Source organism: Micrococcus terreus, assembly GCF_900116905.1.
Lineage (GTDB): Bacteria > Actinomycetota > Actinomycetes > Actinomycetales > Micrococcaceae > Citricoccus > Citricoccus terreus.
Genome location: NZ_FPCG01000005.1, coordinates 125,495 through 142,561, shown reverse-complemented (window position 1 = coordinate 142,561; position 17,067 = coordinate 125,495). Strand labels below are relative to the sequence as shown.

At 68.0% G+C, this 17,067-nt stretch carries 15 protein-coding genes; 9 read left to right on the top strand and 6 right to left on the bottom strand.

Annotation, left to right across the window (positions count from 1 at the left end; translation table 11 throughout):
• Position 1: 1 nt before the first annotated feature.
• The 8 genes from rapZ to secG all read left to right on the top strand — a co-directional run bounded on the left by rapZ (position 2) and on the right by secG (position 7,323).
• Positions 2–895: an RNase adapter RapZ gene (gene rapZ, locus BM355_RS07995; RefSeq protein WP_091697006.1), complete on the top strand. Its 894-nt coding sequence runs from the start codon at positions 2–4 to the stop codon at positions 893–895.
• Positions 892–1,926: a gluconeogenesis factor YvcK family protein gene (locus BM355_RS07990; RefSeq protein WP_091697004.1), complete on the top strand. Its 1,035-nt coding sequence runs from the start codon at positions 892–894 to the stop codon at positions 1,924–1,926. Before rapZ ends, BM355_RS07990 begins: the two co-directional genes overlap by 4 nt.
• Before the next feature lie 68 nt (positions 1,927–1,994).
• Positions 1,995–2,975, top strand: coding sequence for a DNA-binding protein WhiA (gene whiA / locus BM355_RS07985; RefSeq protein WP_091697001.1), 981 nt, complete (start codon positions 1,995–1,997; stop codon positions 2,973–2,975).
• Positions 2,976–3,158: 183 nt separating this feature from the next.
• Positions 3,159–3,782: a superoxide dismutase gene (locus tag BM355_RS07980; protein WP_091696999.1), complete on the top strand. Its 624-nt coding sequence runs from the start codon at positions 3,159–3,161 to the stop codon at positions 3,780–3,782.
• Between the two features lie 107 nt (positions 3,783–3,889).
• Positions 3,890–4,897: a type I glyceraldehyde-3-phosphate dehydrogenase gene (gap, locus tag BM355_RS07975; RefSeq protein ID WP_091696998.1), complete on the top strand. Its 1,008-nt coding sequence runs from the start codon at positions 3,890–3,892 to the stop codon at positions 4,895–4,897.
• Between the two features lie 90 nt (positions 4,898–4,987).
• Positions 4,988–6,232: a phosphoglycerate kinase gene (locus BM355_RS07970; protein ID WP_091696996.1), complete on the top strand. Its 1,245-nt coding sequence runs from the start codon at positions 4,988–4,990 to the stop codon at positions 6,230–6,232.
• A 1-nt stretch (position 6,233) separates the two neighbouring features.
• Complete coding sequence (gene tpiA / locus BM355_RS07965) at positions 6,234–7,049, top strand: triose-phosphate isomerase (RefSeq protein ID WP_091696993.1); 816 nt, start codon at positions 6,234–6,236, stop codon at positions 7,047–7,049.
• Between the two features lie 22 nt (positions 7,050–7,071).
• Positions 7,072–7,323 (top strand): preprotein translocase subunit SecG, encoded by a 252-nt coding sequence (secG, locus tag BM355_RS07960; RefSeq protein ID WP_091696990.1) that lies wholly within the window; start codon positions 7,072–7,074, stop codon positions 7,321–7,323.
• A gap of 74 nt (positions 7,324–7,397) precedes the next feature.
• On the opposite strand, the gene pgl is transcribed toward secG, so the two are convergent.
• The 6 genes from pgl to tkt are packed head-to-tail and all read right to left on the bottom strand — an operon-like array spanning position 7,398 to position 15,751.
• Positions 7,398–8,219: a 6-phosphogluconolactonase gene (gene pgl / locus BM355_RS07955; RefSeq protein WP_091696988.1), complete on the bottom strand. Its 822-nt coding sequence runs from the start codon at positions 8,217–8,219 to the stop codon at positions 7,398–7,400.
• Positions 8,209–9,150, bottom strand: coding sequence for a glucose-6-phosphate dehydrogenase assembly protein OpcA (locus tag BM355_RS07950; RefSeq protein WP_091697136.1), 942 nt, complete (start codon positions 9,148–9,150; stop codon positions 8,209–8,211). Before BM355_RS07950 ends, pgl begins: the two co-directional genes overlap by 11 nt.
• Positions 9,150–10,712, bottom strand: coding sequence for a glucose-6-phosphate dehydrogenase (zwf, locus tag BM355_RS07945; RefSeq protein ID WP_425435612.1), 1,563 nt, complete (start codon positions 10,710–10,712; stop codon positions 9,150–9,152). Before zwf ends, BM355_RS07950 begins: the two co-directional genes overlap by 1 nt.
• A gap of 1 nt (position 10,713) precedes the next feature.
• Positions 10,714–12,351: a glucose-6-phosphate isomerase gene (locus BM355_RS07940; RefSeq protein WP_091696984.1), complete on the bottom strand. Its 1,638-nt coding sequence runs from the start codon at positions 12,349–12,351 to the stop codon at positions 10,714–10,716.
• Between the two features lie 50 nt (positions 12,352–12,401).
• Positions 12,402–13,526, bottom strand: coding sequence for a transaldolase (gene tal / locus BM355_RS07935; RefSeq protein ID WP_091696981.1), 1,125 nt, complete (start codon positions 13,524–13,526; stop codon positions 12,402–12,404).
• Between the two features lie 44 nt (positions 13,527–13,570).
• Complete coding sequence (tkt, locus tag BM355_RS07930; RefSeq protein ID WP_091696978.1) at positions 13,571–15,751, bottom strand: transketolase; 2,181 nt, start codon at positions 15,749–15,751, stop codon at positions 13,571–13,573.
• Between the two features lie 221 nt (positions 15,752–15,972).
• On the opposite strand from tkt, the gene BM355_RS07925 reads away from it, so the two are divergent.
• Positions 15,973–16,962, top strand: a complete 990-nt coding sequence (locus BM355_RS07925; protein WP_091696976.1) for a heme o synthase — start codon at positions 15,973–15,975, stop codon at positions 16,960–16,962.
• Positions 16,963–17,067: the final 105 nt, after the last annotated feature.

Here is a 17,067-nt window from a genome sequence, read left to right as displayed (position 1 = left end):
CATGAACGAGGATCTGACACCGGTGAAGCCTCCCAGGTCCGAAGTGCTCATCGTGACTGGGATGTCCGGGGCAGGCCGCACCACCGCCGCCCACGCTCTGGAGGACCACGGGTGGTACGTGGTGGAGAACATCCCGCCGCAGCTGTTCGGCACCCTGGCGGACCTGGTGGCGCGATCACCGGAGGCCATCCCGAAGCTGGCACTGGTGATCGATGTCCGCTCGCGCAAGCTCTTCGAGCACATCCAGGAGGCGCTGACCCAGTTCCGCACCAACGGTGTGGAGTACCGGGTGCTGTTCCTGGACGCCGCGGACGAGCTGCTCGTGCGTCGCTTCGAATCCGGCCGCCGTCCACACCCCCTGCAGGGATCAGGCCGCATCCCGGACGGGATCGCCGCAGAGCGGATCCTCCTCAAAGAGCTCAAGGACCGGGCCGACCTCGTGCTCGACACCACGGAGATGAACGTCCACGCCCTGGCCACGACCGTGACCGAGCTGTTCACGGAGGACGGGCCCATCGTCCTGCGGCTGAACGTGATGAGCTTCGGGTTCAAGTACGGCCTGCCCCAGGACGCCAACTTCGTGGCCGACGTGAGGTTCATCCCGAACCCGCATTGGGTGCCGGAGCTGCGGCCCCATACAGGGCTGGACGAGGAGGTGGCCGCCTACGTCTTCGGCCAGGACGGCACCGAGGAGTTCGTCAGCTCCTTCCATGACATGCTCCAGCCCGTGTTGGAGGGCTACCGCCGAGAGAACAAGCACTACGCCACGATCGCAGTGGGCTGCACCGGCGGCAAGCATCGTTCCGTCGCCGTCTCCGCCGAGTTGGCACGGCGACTCGGCCAGCTGCCGCGCGTCACCGTGAACCTGCAGCACCGGGACATGGGGCGGGAATGACCATCCATGTCACCGGCCAGCTTCCGGTCACCACTCGTCCGCGTCCCCGATCCTCCGGAACGCACCCCTACGATCCCTCACTGCGCGTCACCGCACTGGGTGGGGGACACGGACTGTACGGCACCCTGTCTGCCCTGCGACTGATTGCGGGGGAGATCACCGCCGTGGTCACCGTGGCCGACGACGGCGGCTCCTCGGGACGCATCCGTCAGGAGATGGACGTGCTGCCGCCTGGGGATCTCCGGATGGCCCTGTCGGCACTGTGCGATGACACGGACTGGGGCACCACCTGGCGCGATGTGATGCAGCACCGTTTCCGATCCAAAGACGGGGTGGACGGGACCCTGGATGACCACGCTCTGGGCAACCTGCTCATCGTGGCCCTCTGGGAACTGCTCGGGGACCCGGTGGCCGGCCTGCGATGGGCCGGCGCTCTGCTGGGGGCCCGCGGCCAGGTCCTGCCGATGTCCACTGTCCCCCTGGTGATGTCCGGGACGATCCTGTCCGAGGAGTCAGGGGCCCTGCGCCATCAGGTGGTCCACGGACAGGCGGCCTTGGCCGAGGCCGGTCGAAACGGTCGGGTCTCGCACATCCGGCTGGAACCGGAGAACGCTCCGGCCTGCCCGGAGGCCCTCGAGGCGATCGAACTGGCTGACTGGGTGATCCTGGGGCCCGGCTCCTGGTATACCTCGGTCCTGCCCCACCTGATGCTCTCCGAACAGCGGGACGCCTTGGTGAACACTCCGGCTCGTCGGGCCCTGGTGATGAACCTCACCACCGAGACCACCGAGACCACGGGGATGAACGCCGAAGACCACCTCGAGGTCCTGCGCACCACGGCACCCGGACTCGCCCTGGACGTGATCATCGCCGACCCGGGCAGCGTGCGTGACCACCAGTCCTTCGAGGAGGCCTCCGCCCGGCTCGGTGCCCGAGTCCTGTTTAGTAAGGTGGGGGCCGGATCCAGTGGTGCAGTGCATGACCCCCTGCGGCTCGCCGTCGCCTTCCAGGAGGCCTTCGGCACTTCCTGAGCGGCACCACCGTTCCGCAGTGAGGCTCACTGTCCCCATCACCCGACCCGATATGCGAGGCGAATCACATGGCCCTGACCACAGCAGTCAAGGAGGAGCTGGCACGCGTTGCCGTGCAGCGCTCCTCTGAGCGCAAGGCTGAGGTCTCGGCGATGCTCCGGTTCGCCGGCGGCCTGCACATCATCTCCGGCCGGATCGTCATCGAGGCCGAGCTGGACCAGGCCGCCACGGCACGTCGACTGCGTGCGGCCATCGGGGAGGTCTATGGCCACGGCAGCGAGATCATCGTGGTCTCGGGCGGCAACCTCCGCCGCGGCAACCGCTACGTCATCCGCGTCATTCGCGACGGCGAGTCACTGGCGCGGCAGACCGGCCTGCTGGACGTGCGGGGGCGGCCAGTTCGCGGACTGCCCTCCACCATCGTCAACGGCTCGGTCGGCGACGCCGAGGCGGTGTGGCGCGGAGCCTTTCTGGCACACGGGTCTCTGACTGAGCCCGGTCGCTCCTCCGCGCTCGAGGTCACCTGTCCAGGTCCGGAGGCGGCCCTGGCCCTGTGCGGAGCGGCCCGGCGCCTGGGGATCATGGCCAAGGCGCGCGAGGTGCGCGGCGTGGATCGGGTGGTGATCCGCGATGGAGACGCCATCTCTGCTCTGCTGACGCGGATGGGCGCCCATGACACCGTCCTGGTCTGGGAGGAACGTCGGACCCGCAAGGAGGTCCGCGCGACCGCCAATCGACTGGCCAACTTCGACGATGCCAATCTGCGCCGCTCGGCCCAGGCTGCCGTCGCGGCCGGCGCACGGGTGGAACGTGCCCTGCAGATCCTGGGGGAAGAGGTTCCGGACCACCTCCGCTACGCCGGCGAACTCAGGATCCAGCACAAGCAGGCCTCCCTCGATGAGCTGGGGCGGCTCGCCGATCCGCCCATGACCAAGGACGCGGTCGCCGGACGGATCCGGCGTCTGCTGGCCATGGCCGACAAGCGGGCTGCCGAGGAGGGCCTGCCCGGGACTGACGCCGCTGTGACGGCCGATGACCCGGAGAGCTGAACGTCTCCTGAACATTCCCGCTGACAGCGGAACGGGTGGACCATCAGGCCCCCGTTCTGCCTAGGATGAGAGGTGATGGCTCTGCCCCGTGCGCCTTCAGGCGCATCCGGGCCCGATGCCCACCCTGACCGGGTTCGGCCGTGACAGGTCGGCCCGAGCCGAAGAGTCCACCAAGGAGGAACCATGGCTGAATACACCCTTCCCGAGCTGTCGTACGACTACGCGGCACTGGAGCCCCACATCTCCGCGAAGATCATGGAGCTGCATCACTCCAAGCACCACGCCACCTACGTCAAGGGCGCCAACACGGCCCTGGAGAAGCTGGCCGCTGCCCGCGATGCCGAGGACTTCGGCTCCATCAACCAGCTCTCCAAGGACCTGGCCTTCAACCTGGGTGGACACACCAACCACTCGATCTTCTGGAAGAACCTCTCCCCGGACGGCGGTGACAAGCCTGAGGGCGAGCTGGCCGCAGCCATCGACGAGTACTTCGGCTCCTTCGAGAAGTTCCGGGCTCACTTCACCGCTGCGGCTCTGGGCATCCAGGGCTCCGGCTGGGCTGTGCTGGCCTACGAGCCGATCGGCGGAAACCTGGTCATCGAGCAGTTCTACGACCAGCAGAACGGTGTTCCCGTCGCCACCATCCCGCTGTTCCAGCTGGACATGTGGGAGCACGCCTTCTACCTGGACTACCAGAACGTGAAGGCCGACTACGTCAAGGCCGTGTGGAACATCGTGAACTGGGCTGACGTCTCCGCCCGTTTCGAGGCCGCACGCACCGGCGCCCAGAAGCTCATCACCCTGTGATCCTCCGCTGAGGGCGGGGCGGCACCACCGGCCCGCCCTCAGCGAGTCTGGACCCTGGATTCCAGACCCGACGTCCTGCACCATCAGCCCCACTGAAAGGCTTCACAGTGACCAAGATCGCCATCAACGGATTCGGCCGCATCGGACGCAACGCCCTGCGCGTCATCGAGCAGGAGGGGCACGATCTGGAGATCGTGGCCATCAATGACCTGAGCGACCCAGAGGACCTGGCCCTTCTGGTCAAGTACGACACGATCCTGGGCCGCTACGCCCACGACATCGAGGTCGTCGACGGCAACATCGTGGCCAACGGCGTCACCATCCGCACCTTCCAGGAGAAGGACCCGAGTCAGCTGCCGTGGGGTGAGCTGGACGTGGAGATCGTGCTCGAGTGCACCGGCAAGTTCACCAAGGGCCCGGATGCGCGCAAGCACATCGAGGCCGGTGCGAAGAAGGTCATCCTCTCGGCCCCCGGCAAAGACGTCGACGGCACCTTCGTGATGGGCATCAACGAGGACGAGTACGACGCCTCCTCGATGGACATCATCTCCAACGCCTCCTGCACCACCAACTGCCTGGCACCGATGGTCAAGGTCCTGAACGACTCCTTCGGGATCGTGGACGGCATCATGACCACCATCCACGCCTACACCGGCGACCAGAACCTGCACGACAACCCGCACCACAAGGACCGTCGCCGTGCTCGGGCCGCGGCGCAGAACATGGTGCCCACCTCCACCGGTGCGGCCAAGGCCATCGGCGAGGTCCTCCCGGCCCTCAAGGGGAAGCTGGACGGGTTCGCCATGCGCGTGCCGGTCATCACCGGTTCGGCCACCGACCTGACCGTCGAGCTGGAGCGTGAAGCCTCCGAGGAGGAGGTCAACGCGGCGTTCAAGGCGGCGTCCGAGACCGCTGAACTGAAGGGTCGCCTGGTCTACTCGGAGGATCCGATCGTCTCCTCGGACATCATCACCTCCCCGGCCGCCTGCACCTTCGACGCTCCGCTGACCAAGTCGATCGGCAAGACCGTGAAGATCATCGGCTGGTACGACAACGAGTGGGGCTACACTTCCCAGCTCATGGACCTGACCTCTCTGGTCGCCTCCAAGCTCTGACCCCATGACCACGGCCCGTGCGGACATCGTCCGCACGGGCCGTGGTCGCATTCCCACCACCTGGCCCTGCTGCGAGAAGAGAATCCCACGATGAGCTCCCAGAACCTTGAAGACCTGATCTCCGCCGGTGTCGACGGACGCACCGTGCTGGTCCGCTCCGATCTGAACGTGCCGCTGGACAACGGCACTGTCACCGACGACGGACGTATCCGTGCTTCTCTTCCGGTGATCCGGGCCCTGTCTGAGGCCGGCGCACGTGTGATCGTGATGGCGCACCTGGGCCGACCCAAGGGTCAGCCGGACCCGCAGTACTCCCTGCGGCCCGCCGCAGATCGGCTCGCCGAGATCAGCGACCTGACCGTGCGGCTGGCCGAGGACGTCACCGGATCCTCCGCTCAGGCCCTGGCAGGAGAACTGCAGGATGGTGAGGTCCTGCTGTTGGAGAACGTCCGATTCGATGCCCGCGAGACCTCCAAGGACGAGTCCGAGCGCGCGACCCTGGCCGATGAGATGGCGGCCCTCGTGGGCGAGGGCGGGGCCTATGTGAACGACGCGTTCGGAGCGGTCCACCGCAAGCATGCCTCCGTGTACGACATCGCCTCTCGACTGCCCGCCTACCTGGGAACCCTGGTGGCCACTGAACTGGATGTCCTCTCCAAGCTGACCGGTGAACCCGAGCGGCCCTACGTCGTGGTGCTGGGCGGATCGAAGGTCTCGGACAAGCTGGCTGTCATCGACAACCTGATTGACCGGGCTGACACTCTGCTGATCGGCGGAGGCATGCTCTTCACCTTCCTCAAGGCACAGGGTCACGACGTCGGCTCATCGCTGCTGGAGGAGGACCAGGTGGAGGTCGTGCAGGACTACCTCAAGCGCTCCGCTGGGGGTGGAGCTCGGATCGTGCTGCCCACCGACATCGTGATGGCCTCCGGGTTCTCGGCGGATGCAGAGCACGAGGTACTACCGGTGGACGCATTGACCACCGGTGCCCACGGTGACTCAGCCATGGGACTGGACATCGGGCCGGAGACCGCGGAGGCCTTCTCCCAGGAGATCCGTGAGGCGCGCACCGTGTTCTGGAACGGCCCCATGGGTGTCTTCGAGTTCGAGGCCTTCTCCGCCGGCACCCGGTCGGTGGCCCAGGCCTTGACCGAGTCGCGCGGCCTGACCGTGGTCGGAGGTGGAGACTCTGCGGCCGCTGTGCGCACTCTCGGCTTCGAGGACTCTCAGTTCGGGCACATCTCCACCGGCGGCGGCGCGTCGCTGGAGTACCTGGAGGGCAAGACCCTTCCGGGCGTCCAGGCCTTGAGCTCGTCCGAGAAGGATGGTGCCTGAGATGACCGCGAAGACCGATGGCGTCTATGACCGCACGCCGCTGATCGCCGGCAACTGGAAGATGAACCTGGACCACCTCGAGGCAGTCACCCTGGTTCAGAAGCTCTCCTGGACACTCAGTGATGCCGACCATGACTTCGAGCGGGTGGAAGTGGCGGTCTTCCCGCCGTTCACCGATCTGCGCAGCGTGCAGACGTTGGTGGCCGCGGACCGTCTTCCCTTGGTCTACGGTGGACAGGACCTCTCGCCGGAGACCAGCGGTGCCTACACTGGCGACATCTCCGGGCAGTTCCTCTCCAAGCTGGGCTGCACCTACGTGCTGGTGGGTCACTCGGAGCGCCGGACGATCCACGCTGAGTCCGACGAGGTCGTGCAGCGCAAGGTCAAGGCCGCCCTGGAGCACGGCCTGGGCCCGATCCTGTGCGTCGGTGAGGGTCTCGAGGTCCGTCAAGCCGGTCAGCATGTGGAGCACACCCTGGGGCAGATGCGGGCCGCAGTGGATGGGCTCAGCGCCGACCAGGTCGCCGACCTCGTGGTGGCCTATGAGCCGGTGTGGGCCATCGGCACCGGTGAGGTGGCCGGCCCGGAGGACGCCCAGGAGATGTGCCGAGCCCTGCGTGCCGAGCTCGAGGACCTGTACGACGCCGACACAGCCGCGCGAGTGCGGCTGCTCTACGGCGGCTCAGTGAAGTCCGGGAACGTGGCGAGCATCCTGCGTGAACGTGACGTGGACGGCGTGCTCGTGGGCGGTGCCAGCCTGGAGGTGGACGAGTTTGCTAGCATTGTCAGGTTCGAGCATCACCTCCTGACCGACTGACCGCCGCGCAGAAAAGAGCATCGTGGACGTCCTGACCCTCATCCTGCAGATCGCGTTGGGCGTGATCAGCCTGCTGCTGACTCTGCTGATCCTGCTTCACAAGGGCCGCGGCGGTGGTATGTCGGACATGTTCGGAGGTGGAGTGACCTCGTCCCTCGGTGCCTCCGGTGTGGCTGAGCGGAACCTGAACCGCCTCACCATCCTGCTGGGGGTGTTCTGGGGTGCCATCGTCGTCGCGCTCGGCTTGATCATGCGCTTCTCCCAGGACTTCTGACCTCCGGTCAGGCCGACGGACGAAGGGGCTCAGACCGATTGGTCTGAGCCCCTTCGTCATGCAGTGTGCCGGTGTCAGTCGGCGCCGGTGTCCTCCAACCCGGCGGCGCCCCGGTCCAGGTCCCACCGGGTCTGCACGGTTCCGTTGACCGCAGTGGCCGGCAGGGGATTCGGGTCCCGCTGTCCTCGTTCGCGGGCATCCCGGACGGTGGAGACGGTCTCGGCCTTGTCCTGGCCAGCGACCACGAGCCACACCCGACGGGCCGTTCCCAATGACTCCAGGGTCAGGGAGATCCGTTCCGGAGGAGGCTTGGGGGAGTCCGTCACCCCGATCACCGTCTGGCCGGTGGCCGAGAGCCCGGGCAGGCCGGGGAACAGACTGGCCACATGTGCGTCCGGCCCCATGCCGAGCAGCACGACATCCAGCACCGGCAGACGGGGGTCCGGGCCCGGGTCGGCCGCGGCGTGGTCAGCCAGCGCGGCTGCGTAGACCCTGGCGGCATCGTGCACCTCGTTCACTGACCGGGCCGTCTGAGGAGCCGCAGCCGGCATCCGGTGGATGTTCTCCGGCGGCAGACCGTGGTCCTCCACCAGCGCGCTCAACAGGGCATCCGTGGCCTGGACCTCGTTGCGTTCCCCGTTGCCGGCAGGCAGGAACCGTTCGTCGCCCCACCAGAGATGGACTGCGGACCAGTCCACCTGCCCAGCCAGCTCCGGCGCGGCCAAAGCCTCGAGGATCCCAGTTCCGGTGCCGCCGCCGGTCAGGACGGCTGAGGCGGTTCCGCGCGTGTCCACCGCTTCGCGCAGGACGTCGACCAGATCCCCCGCCACGGTCCTGCAGAGTGCCTGCCGGTCCGTGTGGACTCGCAGCTGGTCGTCAGGGGTCTCAGCGTTCACTGGGAGCCACCTCCTTCAGGTCGGTCAGGGCCAGCCCGTTCTGAACCACATCGCCGAAGACCTCATCTGGATCGAGCCGGCGCAGCTCCTCGGCCAGGCAGTCCTGGTCGGTCCGGCGCGCCAGGGCGATCCGTTGAACGGGGTGGCCCTGCTGGTAGAGCGAGGCCACGTCACCGGCCATCCGAGAGAGCACGACGTCACCGCCGATCCTGCTGAAGCGCACTGCCCGCATGCCCTGGCCGGCCTTGGACCGGGCCATGGTGACTGGAACGTGCAGACACTGGGTCAGCCAGGCCGCCAAGAGGATAGTCGAGGGCGAGTCCACGGCGCCCTCCACGGTGACGGACCTGATCTCATTGGCGTTCAGATGGTCGAAGATGGCCGCCAGCTGGATCCTCCATCCGGTCAGCCGGGTCCAGGCCAGATCGGTGTCCCCGGCCCGGTACGAGGTGCGCAGGGCCATCAGGGCGCTGCGCGCGTGAGGACCGGCGGCTGAATCCGTGATCCGGCGGTGGGCGATGCGTCCCAGCGGCGATGCGGCGGGCACCTCAGGGGCATCGTGGGGCCACCAGACCACGATGGGTGCATCCGGGAGCAGCAGCGCTCCGACCAGCGATTCGGACTCTGTGGCGTTGGCGCCCTGCCCCTGGAGGATGACGACGTCTGAGGCCCCGGCGTCTCCGCCGACCCGGATCTGTGCGTCGAGGCGGGTGGGTGCCTGTGCATCCCCGGCGGCCAGCACGATGATCCGGCAGGGGTGCTCTCGACTGGCCAGGTTCGCGGCGGTGAGCGCCTTCTCCACGTACTCCGGGCGGGTGGAGATGACCAGGGTCAGCACCCGGCCGAGAGCGACGACGCCGCCGGACTCGCGCAGTCGGTTCATCTCCTTGGCCACCGTGGAGGTGGTCACATCGGTGAGGTCGACGATCATCAGGGTCTCCTCCACGTGCGTCCGTCACGAGCCATCAGTGCGTCAGCACCGGCCGGGCCCCAGCTGCCGGGGGAGTAGGGCTCGGGCTGGCCCGGCTGTGCCGCCCAGTGCTCCTCGAACGGATCCAGGATCTTCCAGGACAGCTCCACCTCGGCCTGGCGGGGGAACAGCGGCGGTTCGCCGAGCAGGACGTCCAGGATCAGCCTCTCGTAGGCCTCAGGGCTGTCCTCGGTGAAGGCGTGGCCATAGCCGAAGTCCATGGTCACATCGCGCACCTCGCGCTGGGTGCCGGGAACCTTGGAGGCGAAGCGGATGGTGACACCCTCATCCGGCTGGACACGGATGACCACGGCGTTCTGACCGAACTCGTCGGAGTCGTGGCCTGGGAAGAGCAGATTGGGGGCGCGTTTGAACACCACGGCGATCTCCGTGACCCGGCGGCCCAGACGCTTGCCTGCTCGCAGATAGAACGGGACGCCGTCCCAGCGGCGCGTGTGGATGCACAGTTTGAGAGCAGCGTAGGTCTCCGTGGTGGAGTCTGGATTGAACCCCTCCTCGTCCAGGAAGCCGGTGACCTCTTCACCGCCCTGCCACCCTCCGGTGTACTGTCCCCGGGCCGACGACGCCGCCAGGGCGTCGTCGTCCTCGGGGACCACGACGGCGGCCAGCACCTTCTCCTTCTCCGCGCGCAGGTGGTCTGCGGCGAAGGAGATCGGCTCCTCCATGGCGGTCAGGGCCAGGAGCTGGAGCAGGTGGTTCTGGATCACGTCACGGGCCGCACCCACGCCGTCGTAGTACCCAGCACGGCCTCCGATTCCGATGTCCTCGGCCATGGTGATCTGCACGTGGTCCACATGGTTCGAGTTCCACAGAGGCTCGAAGAGGCGGTTGGCGAAGCGCAGGGCCAGCAGGTTCTGGACGGTCTCCTTGCCCAGATAGTGGTCGATGCGGAAGACGGCATCGGGTTCGAAGACCTGCTCGATCACCTCGTTGAGCTCTCGGGCGCTGGTGAGATCATGGCCGAAGGGCTTCTCGATCACCACGCGACGCCAAGGTGCAGTGGCCGCCGCTGACGTGCGCTGACCGTCTCGGCCGGCCAGTCCATGATCGGCCAGCTGGCGGCTGACCTCCTCGAACCAGTCCGGGGGGATGGAGAGATAGAAGACCGTGTTCCCCCCGGTGCCACGGGAGCCCTCCAGCTCGCTCAGGACCGCGCCGAGGTCCTCATAGGCCGTGGCGTCGTCGAACCCGCCGGAGACGAAGCGGAAGCCGCCGCGCAGCTGGTTCCAGACCGTCTCGTTGAACTCAGTGCGCGAGGAGGCCTCGACGCTGCTGCGCACCTCAGCGGTGAACTGGTCGTCGGTCCAGTCCCGCCGGCCGAATCCGACGAGTGAGAAGCTCGGCGGCAGCAGGCCGCGGTGGGCCAGGTCGTAGATCGCGGGAAGCAGCTTCTTGCGAGCCAGGTCTCCGGTGACTCCGAAGAGCACCAGGGCTGAGGGACCGGCGATCCGGGTCAGGCGCCGATCCAGCGGGCTGCGGAGCGGATTCCGTCCGCCGGACACCTCAGGCACTGCTCACGGCGCCCAGCAGCTCGGCCACACCGGCGCGGCGGTCCGTCAGGTGCACCTGCACCACCGTCAGTCCGGCCTCTCGCAGGACCGAGGCGTCACCGGCGGCCTGAGCGGCGATCAGCGTGCCGAAGGTGAAGGGACGGCCGGGGATCTCCAGGTCCGTGTCCGAGTCTGCGGTGATCTGCAGCACCACGCCGTGGGCGGGACCGCCCTTGTGGTACTGACCGGTGGAGTGCAGGAACCGTGGCCCCCAGCCGAAGGTGACGGGACGCCCGGCGAGGGACGCGAGAGCGGGACGCAGCTGCTCCACCTCGGCCATGCCCAGCCGGTCCAGGTAGACCTGGATGGACAGGTAGCCGTCGGCGGGCACGGCCTGGGCCACGCCGCGCAGCACAGAGGCCAGGTCCTCGGCGTCGATGATGTCGGCTGGACCGCGCAGGTCCATCCCGTTCAGCGTGCGATCGGCGGGGGACTGCTCAGCGGGGCTGTCCAACAGGCCACGAGCGGCGGCCTTGGCCGACTCGACGTCAGGCTGGTCGAAGGGGTTGATGCCCAACAGGCGCCCGGCCACGGCCGTGGCGAACTCCCACAGGATCAGTTGGGCTCCGAGTGAGCCGAACACCTCGATCGCATGGTCTCCGGTCCGGGGTTCCAGGGACTCCTCGTCGTCCCGGTCCTCGGGGCCGGCGACGAGGCGCACCTGGAGCAGATCGGCGGCCTCCGCCAGTGGAGACTGGGTCTCAGGATCGCCGGCGTGCACCACCACGGGGAGGACACCGGTGCCCTCCTTGCCGGTGGACTCCGCAATCAGCTGCTCGGCCCAGTCGGCGAAACCGGGGATGCCGGAGCCCTCGTCCGAGAAGATCAGCTTGTTCCGCAGGGGAGTGGTCCCACCGAGCGCGGCGCCGAGCTGCAGGCCCAGGTTGTCCACGTCGTCGTCTCGGAGCATCTCCATGGCCTCTTCGGCGTCGTCCAGCAGAGCGGCCACGTCCACGCCAGCCAGCCCGGTGGGGACCAGCCCGAACGCCGTCAGCGCGGAGTACCGGCCACCCACGGTGGGATCGGCGGTGAAGACCTGACGGTAGCCGGCCTCCGTGGCCGTCTGCTCGAGCGGTGAGCCGGGATCGGTGACCACGATCATGTGACGACCGGCCGTCAGCCCGGCGTCGGTGAAGGCCTGCTCGAAGACCCGACGCTGGGAGTCGGTCTCCACCGTCGATCCGGACTTGGAGGAGACCACCAGTGCGGTCTGCTGGATGTCGGCCGCCAGCACGTTGCCCACCATCTCCGGGTCGGTGGAGTCCAGGACCGTCAGCTCCCGGCCCGCGGTGGCCGCGATGACCTCAGGCGCCAGGGACGAACCGCCCATTCCCGCCAGGACGATCCGGGTGATGCCCTCGTTCTGGAGCTCCCGGCGCAGCTGCTCGATCTGAGGCAGCAAGGCCCTGGAGTCCTCGATCAGGTCCATCCAGCCCAGACGCTGGGACGCCTCCTCCTCCGCAGCAGGCCCCCACAGGGTGTGGTCCTTCTGCGCGAGTCGACTGGCCACGCGGTCCTCCACCAGGGTCGGCACGTGCCGGTCCACCGCCTCCAGGGCGGCTCCGGTGGCCTGCAGTCCAAGCGAGCTCATGAGGGTCTCCTTCAGAGGGGTCTGGTCAACGGCATCGACGTCGTCGGTGGTCAGGTGGTCGAACGGTGCTGGTCCAGGGCGGTGCGGACGGTCTGCAGCAGCTCCTGCCAGCTGTCCACGAACTTCTGCAGACCCTCGTCCTCCAGGGTCCGCACCACGTCCTGGTAGTCCACCCCAGCATGGCCCACGGAGTCCAGGATCCGATCCGAGGTCTCATAGGCAGAGCTGATGGTGTCCCCCTGGACGACGCCGTGGTCGGCGAGGGCCTCCAGGGTCTTCTCGGGCATGGTGTTCACCGTGCCGGGAGCCACCAGTCCGGTCACGTAGAGCGTGTCCGGCAGGGCCGGGTCCTTGGTGCCGGTCGAGGCCCAGAGGGGACGCTGCGGCCGGGCTCCGGCGTCGGCGAGCAGACGCCATCGTTCGGTGTCCAGGGTGTCGGTGAAGATGCGGTACGCGAGCCTGGCGTTGGCCAGTCCCGCCAGGCCGCGCAGGTCGCCGGCTCCGGGGGATGACGAGGCGTCCAGACGGCGGTCGACCTCCGTGTCCACACGGGAGACGAAGAAGCTGGCCACGGAGTGGATGTCCTTCAGCGCGTGTCCGGCCGCCAGGGCCTGCTCCAGGCCGAGCAGCCAGGCGTTGAGGACCTCGCGGTACCGGGTGAGGGAGAAGATCAGCGTGACGTTCACGCTGATGCCCTCGGCCAGCACGGCGGTGATGGCCTCCAGCCCCTCAGTGGTCGCCGGGATCTTGATCAGCACATTGTCTCGCCCGACGGCGGCCGCCAGCTCGCGTGCCTCGCTCACCGTGGCCTCGGCCTCGCGGGCAGAGCGCGGGTCCACCTCGATGGACACGCGTCCGTCCACACCATCGGTCTGCTGGTGGACGGGTGCGAACACATCGCAGGCCTCACGCACGTCTCGAGTGGTCAGCTCGAAGACGGCGCGTTCCACATCGACTCCCTCCCGGGCGAGCTCCTGGAGCTGCTCGCGGTACGGACCGCCGTCCTTCAACGCCGCGGCGAAGATGGAGGGATTGGTGGTCACGCCGGTCACGGAGCGTGTCTGGATCAGCTCCTGGAGGTTGCCTGAGGTGATGCGGTGGCGCGAGAGGTCGTCGAGCCAGATGGACACACCGGCCTCGGCCAGTGCCTGGGTGTTCTGGTTCTGCTCCGTCATGGTGTGCTCCTGAGGTGATCGGATCGGCTGGGCGCGCAGACCGGTCAGAACGCGCTGGCCGTGAGGTCGCGCACGGCCTGGGCCACCGCGTCAGCGGTGATGCCGAACTCGCGGTACAGGGTCTGGTAGTCGGCGGAGGCTCCGAAGTGCTCCAGGGAGACCTGGGCACCGCGGAAGCCGGTGTACTTCATCCAGCCCTGGGAGACCCCCGCCTCCACGGAGACCCGGACCGGCCCGTCCAGGGAGGTCAGGTCGCCCAGCACCGAGCGGCGGTAGTCCTCGTCCTGGGCGTCGAACCATTCCAGGCACGGGGCCGAGACCACACGGGTGGGGACACCTTCGGCCTGCAGGGCATCGCGGGCCTCGACGGCCAGCTGCACCTCGGATCCGGTGCCGATCAGGATGGCCCGGGGCTCGACGACCGAGCCCCTGGCATCGGTGGCGTCCAGGAGCACGTAGGCTCCCCGCGCCGTGCCCTCGGCCGAGGCGAAGCCCTGCTCATCACGGGGGAACACCGGGAGGTTCTGGCGGGACAGCACGATGCCGGCCGGATGGGTGGTGTTCTCCAGGATCGTCCGCCAGGCCCAGGAGACCTCGTTGGCATCGGCCGGACGGACCACGTCGAGTCCGGGGATCGCCCGCAGGCTGGCCAGCTGCTCCACCGGCTGGTGGGTAGGACCGTCCTCGCCCAGGCCGATGGAGTCGTGCGTCCACACATAGATGGCCGGGGTGGACATCAGTGCCCCGATCCGGATGGCCGGTCGCTGATAGTCCGAGAAGATCAGGAACGTGCCGGAGTAGGCGCGCAGCAGAGATCCCAGGGAGATCCCGTTCACGATGGCTCCGGCGGCGTGCTCGCGGATGCCGAAGTGCAGGGTGCGGCCGTAGGGGCCACCGCTCCAGGTGTCCGTCTGAGCCTCGGCAGGGATGAAGGAGGATTCGCCGTCCATGGTGGTGTTGTTGGACCCGGCCAGGTCAGCCGAACCGCCCCAGAGCTCAGGCATCACCGGCGCCAGCGCGGACAGCACCTTGCCGGAGGCGGCACGGGTGGCCAGGCCCGTGGCCTCAGGACCGAAGTCGGCCTCGAACCGGGGGAAGGCCTGCGCGAACCCGTCGGGCAGACGGCGATCCTTCAGGCGGTCGTACAGATCAGCCGCCTCAGGGCGGTCGGTGCGCCACTGCTGGTAGGCCTGCTCCCACTGAGCGCGGTACTCGGCTGAACGCCCAGCGATGCTGCGTGCATGTGCCAGGACCTCGTCCTCGATCTGGAAGGAGGCCTCCGGGTCGAAGCCCAGAATCTCCTTCAGGCCGCGCAGCTCCTCAGAGCCGAGCTTGGAGCCGTGGATGCCACCGGTGTCCTGCTTGGTGGGCGAGGGCCAGCCGATGATGGTGCGCAGACTGATCAGGGACGGACGCCCGGTCTCGGCCTTGGCCGACTCCAGGGCCCGGTACAGCTGTTCGGTGTCCTCCATGTAGTCGCCGGAGGCTGTCCAGTCCACGCGCTGGACATGCCAGCCGTAGGCCTCGTAACGCGCGGAGACGTCTTCGCTGAAGGCGACCTTGGTGTCGTCCTCGATGGAGATCTCGTTGTCGTCGTAGATCACCACGAGGTTGCCCAGCTGCTGGTGCCCGGCCAAGGAGGAGGCCTCCGAGGTGACGCCCTCCTGCATGTCACCGTCTGAGGCGATGACGAACACGTGGTGGTCCCAGGGACTGGTGCCCGGGGCCGCCTCCGGGTCCAGCAGTCCACGGAGTCGGCGCTGGGCATAGGCGAAGCCCACGGCGGAGGCCAGGCCCTGTCCGAGCGGTCCGGTGGTGATCTCCACGCCGTCAGTGTGGCCGTGCTCCGGGTGGCCGGGAGTCTTCGAACCCCAGGTGCGCAGAGACTCCAGGTCCTCCAGCTCCAGACCTGCGCCGGCGGCGAACAGCTGTAGGTACTGGGTCAGCGAGGTGTGGCCGGCGGAGAGGATGAAACGGTCGCGTCCGGCCCACTGGGGGTCCGTCGGGTCGAGGTGCATGACGTTCTGGAACAGCTGCCAGGCCACTGGGGCCAGCGAGATGGCCGTGCCGGGGTGTCCGTTCCCGACCTTCTCCACCGCGTCGGCGGCCAGCACGCGGAGAGTGTCCACGGCCCGGCGATCCTGATCGGAGTAGGTGTACTCACGGGCCGGACGGGTCCGGTCCAGGGCCTTCTCGTCGGTGGGAGTTGCCGGGGCTGAGGTCACAGTGATGCTCCTGACGGGTCGAGACGGAGCCCCGGATCTGGCGACTGAGCCGTCCAGGGCAGGCCGCTGGCGGCCTCTGCCAGCTTAGCCCGATCAGGGTGGTCTGGGTCCGGGTCTGACGCGATGCCGGTTCCAGATGACCTTCGGCGGTACACTGGACTCTGTATATGGGCTGTTCCCTGCCCTCTGTCCTGTTCCTGCCTTCGAACCGTGAGAAGTAGATGCCCACCTCCCTTGACGCACCCACCACCGGCACTCCGGAGCACGCGGCTGACGCCACGGTGCGCCAGGGCATCGGGTTCAAGCGGAAGGCCGCGGCCTACCTCGCCCTGACCAAGCCGCGGGTGATCGAGCTGTTGCTGGTCACCACGCTTCCCACCATGATCTTCGCCCAGCGGGGATTCCCAGACATCCTGACCATGGTCGCCACCATGGTCGGCGGTGCACTGGCAGCCGGTGCCTCAGGGGCCTTCAACTGCTACATCGACCGGGACATCGACCGCGTCATGAAGCGGACCGAGAACCGTCCGCTGGTCACCGGTGAGGTGACGCCGCGCGAGGCGCTGGTCTTCTCCTGGGTCCTCACGGTGCTCTCCCTGGCCATCCTGACCTTCGGTGCCAACCTGCTGGCAGGCCTGCTGGGGGCCGGCGCCATCTTCTTCTACGTGGTGGTCTACAGCCTGGTGCTCAAGCGGCGCACCGAGCAGAACATCGTCTGGGGCGGGATCGCCGGCTGCTTCCCGGTCCTGATCGCCTGGGCCGCCGTCCGGGAGACCGTGGAATGGCCCGCCGTGGTGCTGTTCCTGATCATCTTCCTCTGGACCCCGCCGCACTACTGGCCGCTGTCGCTGAAGTACAAGCTGGACTACCAGAACGCCGAGGTGCCCATGCTCGGGGCCGTGGCCTCCGCCCGCGTGGTCTCCAGCCAGGTGGTGCTGTACGCCTGGGCCACCGTGGCCTGCTCGTTGCTGCTGGTGCCCATGGGCTGGGCCGGCATCGTCTACACGGCCACCGCGGTGGCCACCGGCGCCTGGTTCATCTACGAGTGCCATGTGCTCTACCGCGAAGCCCAGAAGCCGGACTTCACGGACAAGAAGGCCATGAAGGTCTTCCACCTGTCCATCACCTATCTGACGCTGCTGTTCGTCGCCCTGGCGGTGGATCCCTTCGTGGGCTCGCCGCTGATGCCGGTGCCCGGCGTCATCCACTGACCCGGCACTCCCACACAGTCCCGGACCCAGGACAGGCCGACCGGATCGTTCCGGTCGGCCTGTCTCGTCTGTGCTCCGCTGCCCTCCCCGGAGCATGCCCGGGGG

What these genes read in the sequence shown, in the direction of transcription:
- rapZ (WP_091697006.1), top strand. Translation starts at nt 2, where the DNA reads ATGAACGAGGATCTGACACCGGTGAAGCCTCCCAGGTCCGAAGTGCTC.
- BM355_RS07990 (WP_091697004.1), top strand. Translation starts at nt 892, where the DNA reads ATGACCATCCATGTCACCGGCCAGCTTCCGGTCACCACTCGTCCGCGT.
- whiA (WP_091697001.1), top strand. Translation starts at nt 1,995, where the DNA reads ATGGCCCTGACCACAGCAGTCAAGGAGGAGCTGGCACGCGTTGCCGTG.
- BM355_RS07980 (WP_091696999.1), top strand. Translation starts at nt 3,159, where the DNA reads ATGGCTGAATACACCCTTCCCGAGCTGTCGTACGACTACGCGGCACTG.
- BM355_RS07970 (WP_091696996.1), top strand. Translation starts at nt 4,988, where the DNA reads ATGAGCTCCCAGAACCTTGAAGACCTGATCTCCGCCGGTGTCGACGGA.
- tpiA (WP_091696993.1), top strand. Translation starts at nt 6,234, where the DNA reads ATGACCGCGAAGACCGATGGCGTCTATGACCGCACGCCGCTGATCGCC.
- BM355_RS07950 (WP_091697136.1), bottom strand. Translation starts at nt 9,150, where the DNA reads ATGATCGTCGACCTCACCGATGTGACCACCTCCACGGTGGCCAAGGAG.
- BM355_RS07940 (WP_091696984.1), bottom strand. Translation starts at nt 12,351, where the DNA reads ATGAGCTCGCTTGGACTGCAGGCCACCGGAGCCGCCCTGGAGGCGGTG.
- tal (WP_091696981.1), bottom strand. Translation starts at nt 13,526, where the DNA reads ATGACGGAGCAGAACCAGAACACCCAGGCACTGGCCGAGGCCGGTGTG.
- BM355_RS07925 (WP_091696976.1), top strand. Translation starts at nt 15,973, where the DNA reads ATGCCCACCTCCCTTGACGCACCCACCACCGGCACTCCGGAGCACGCG.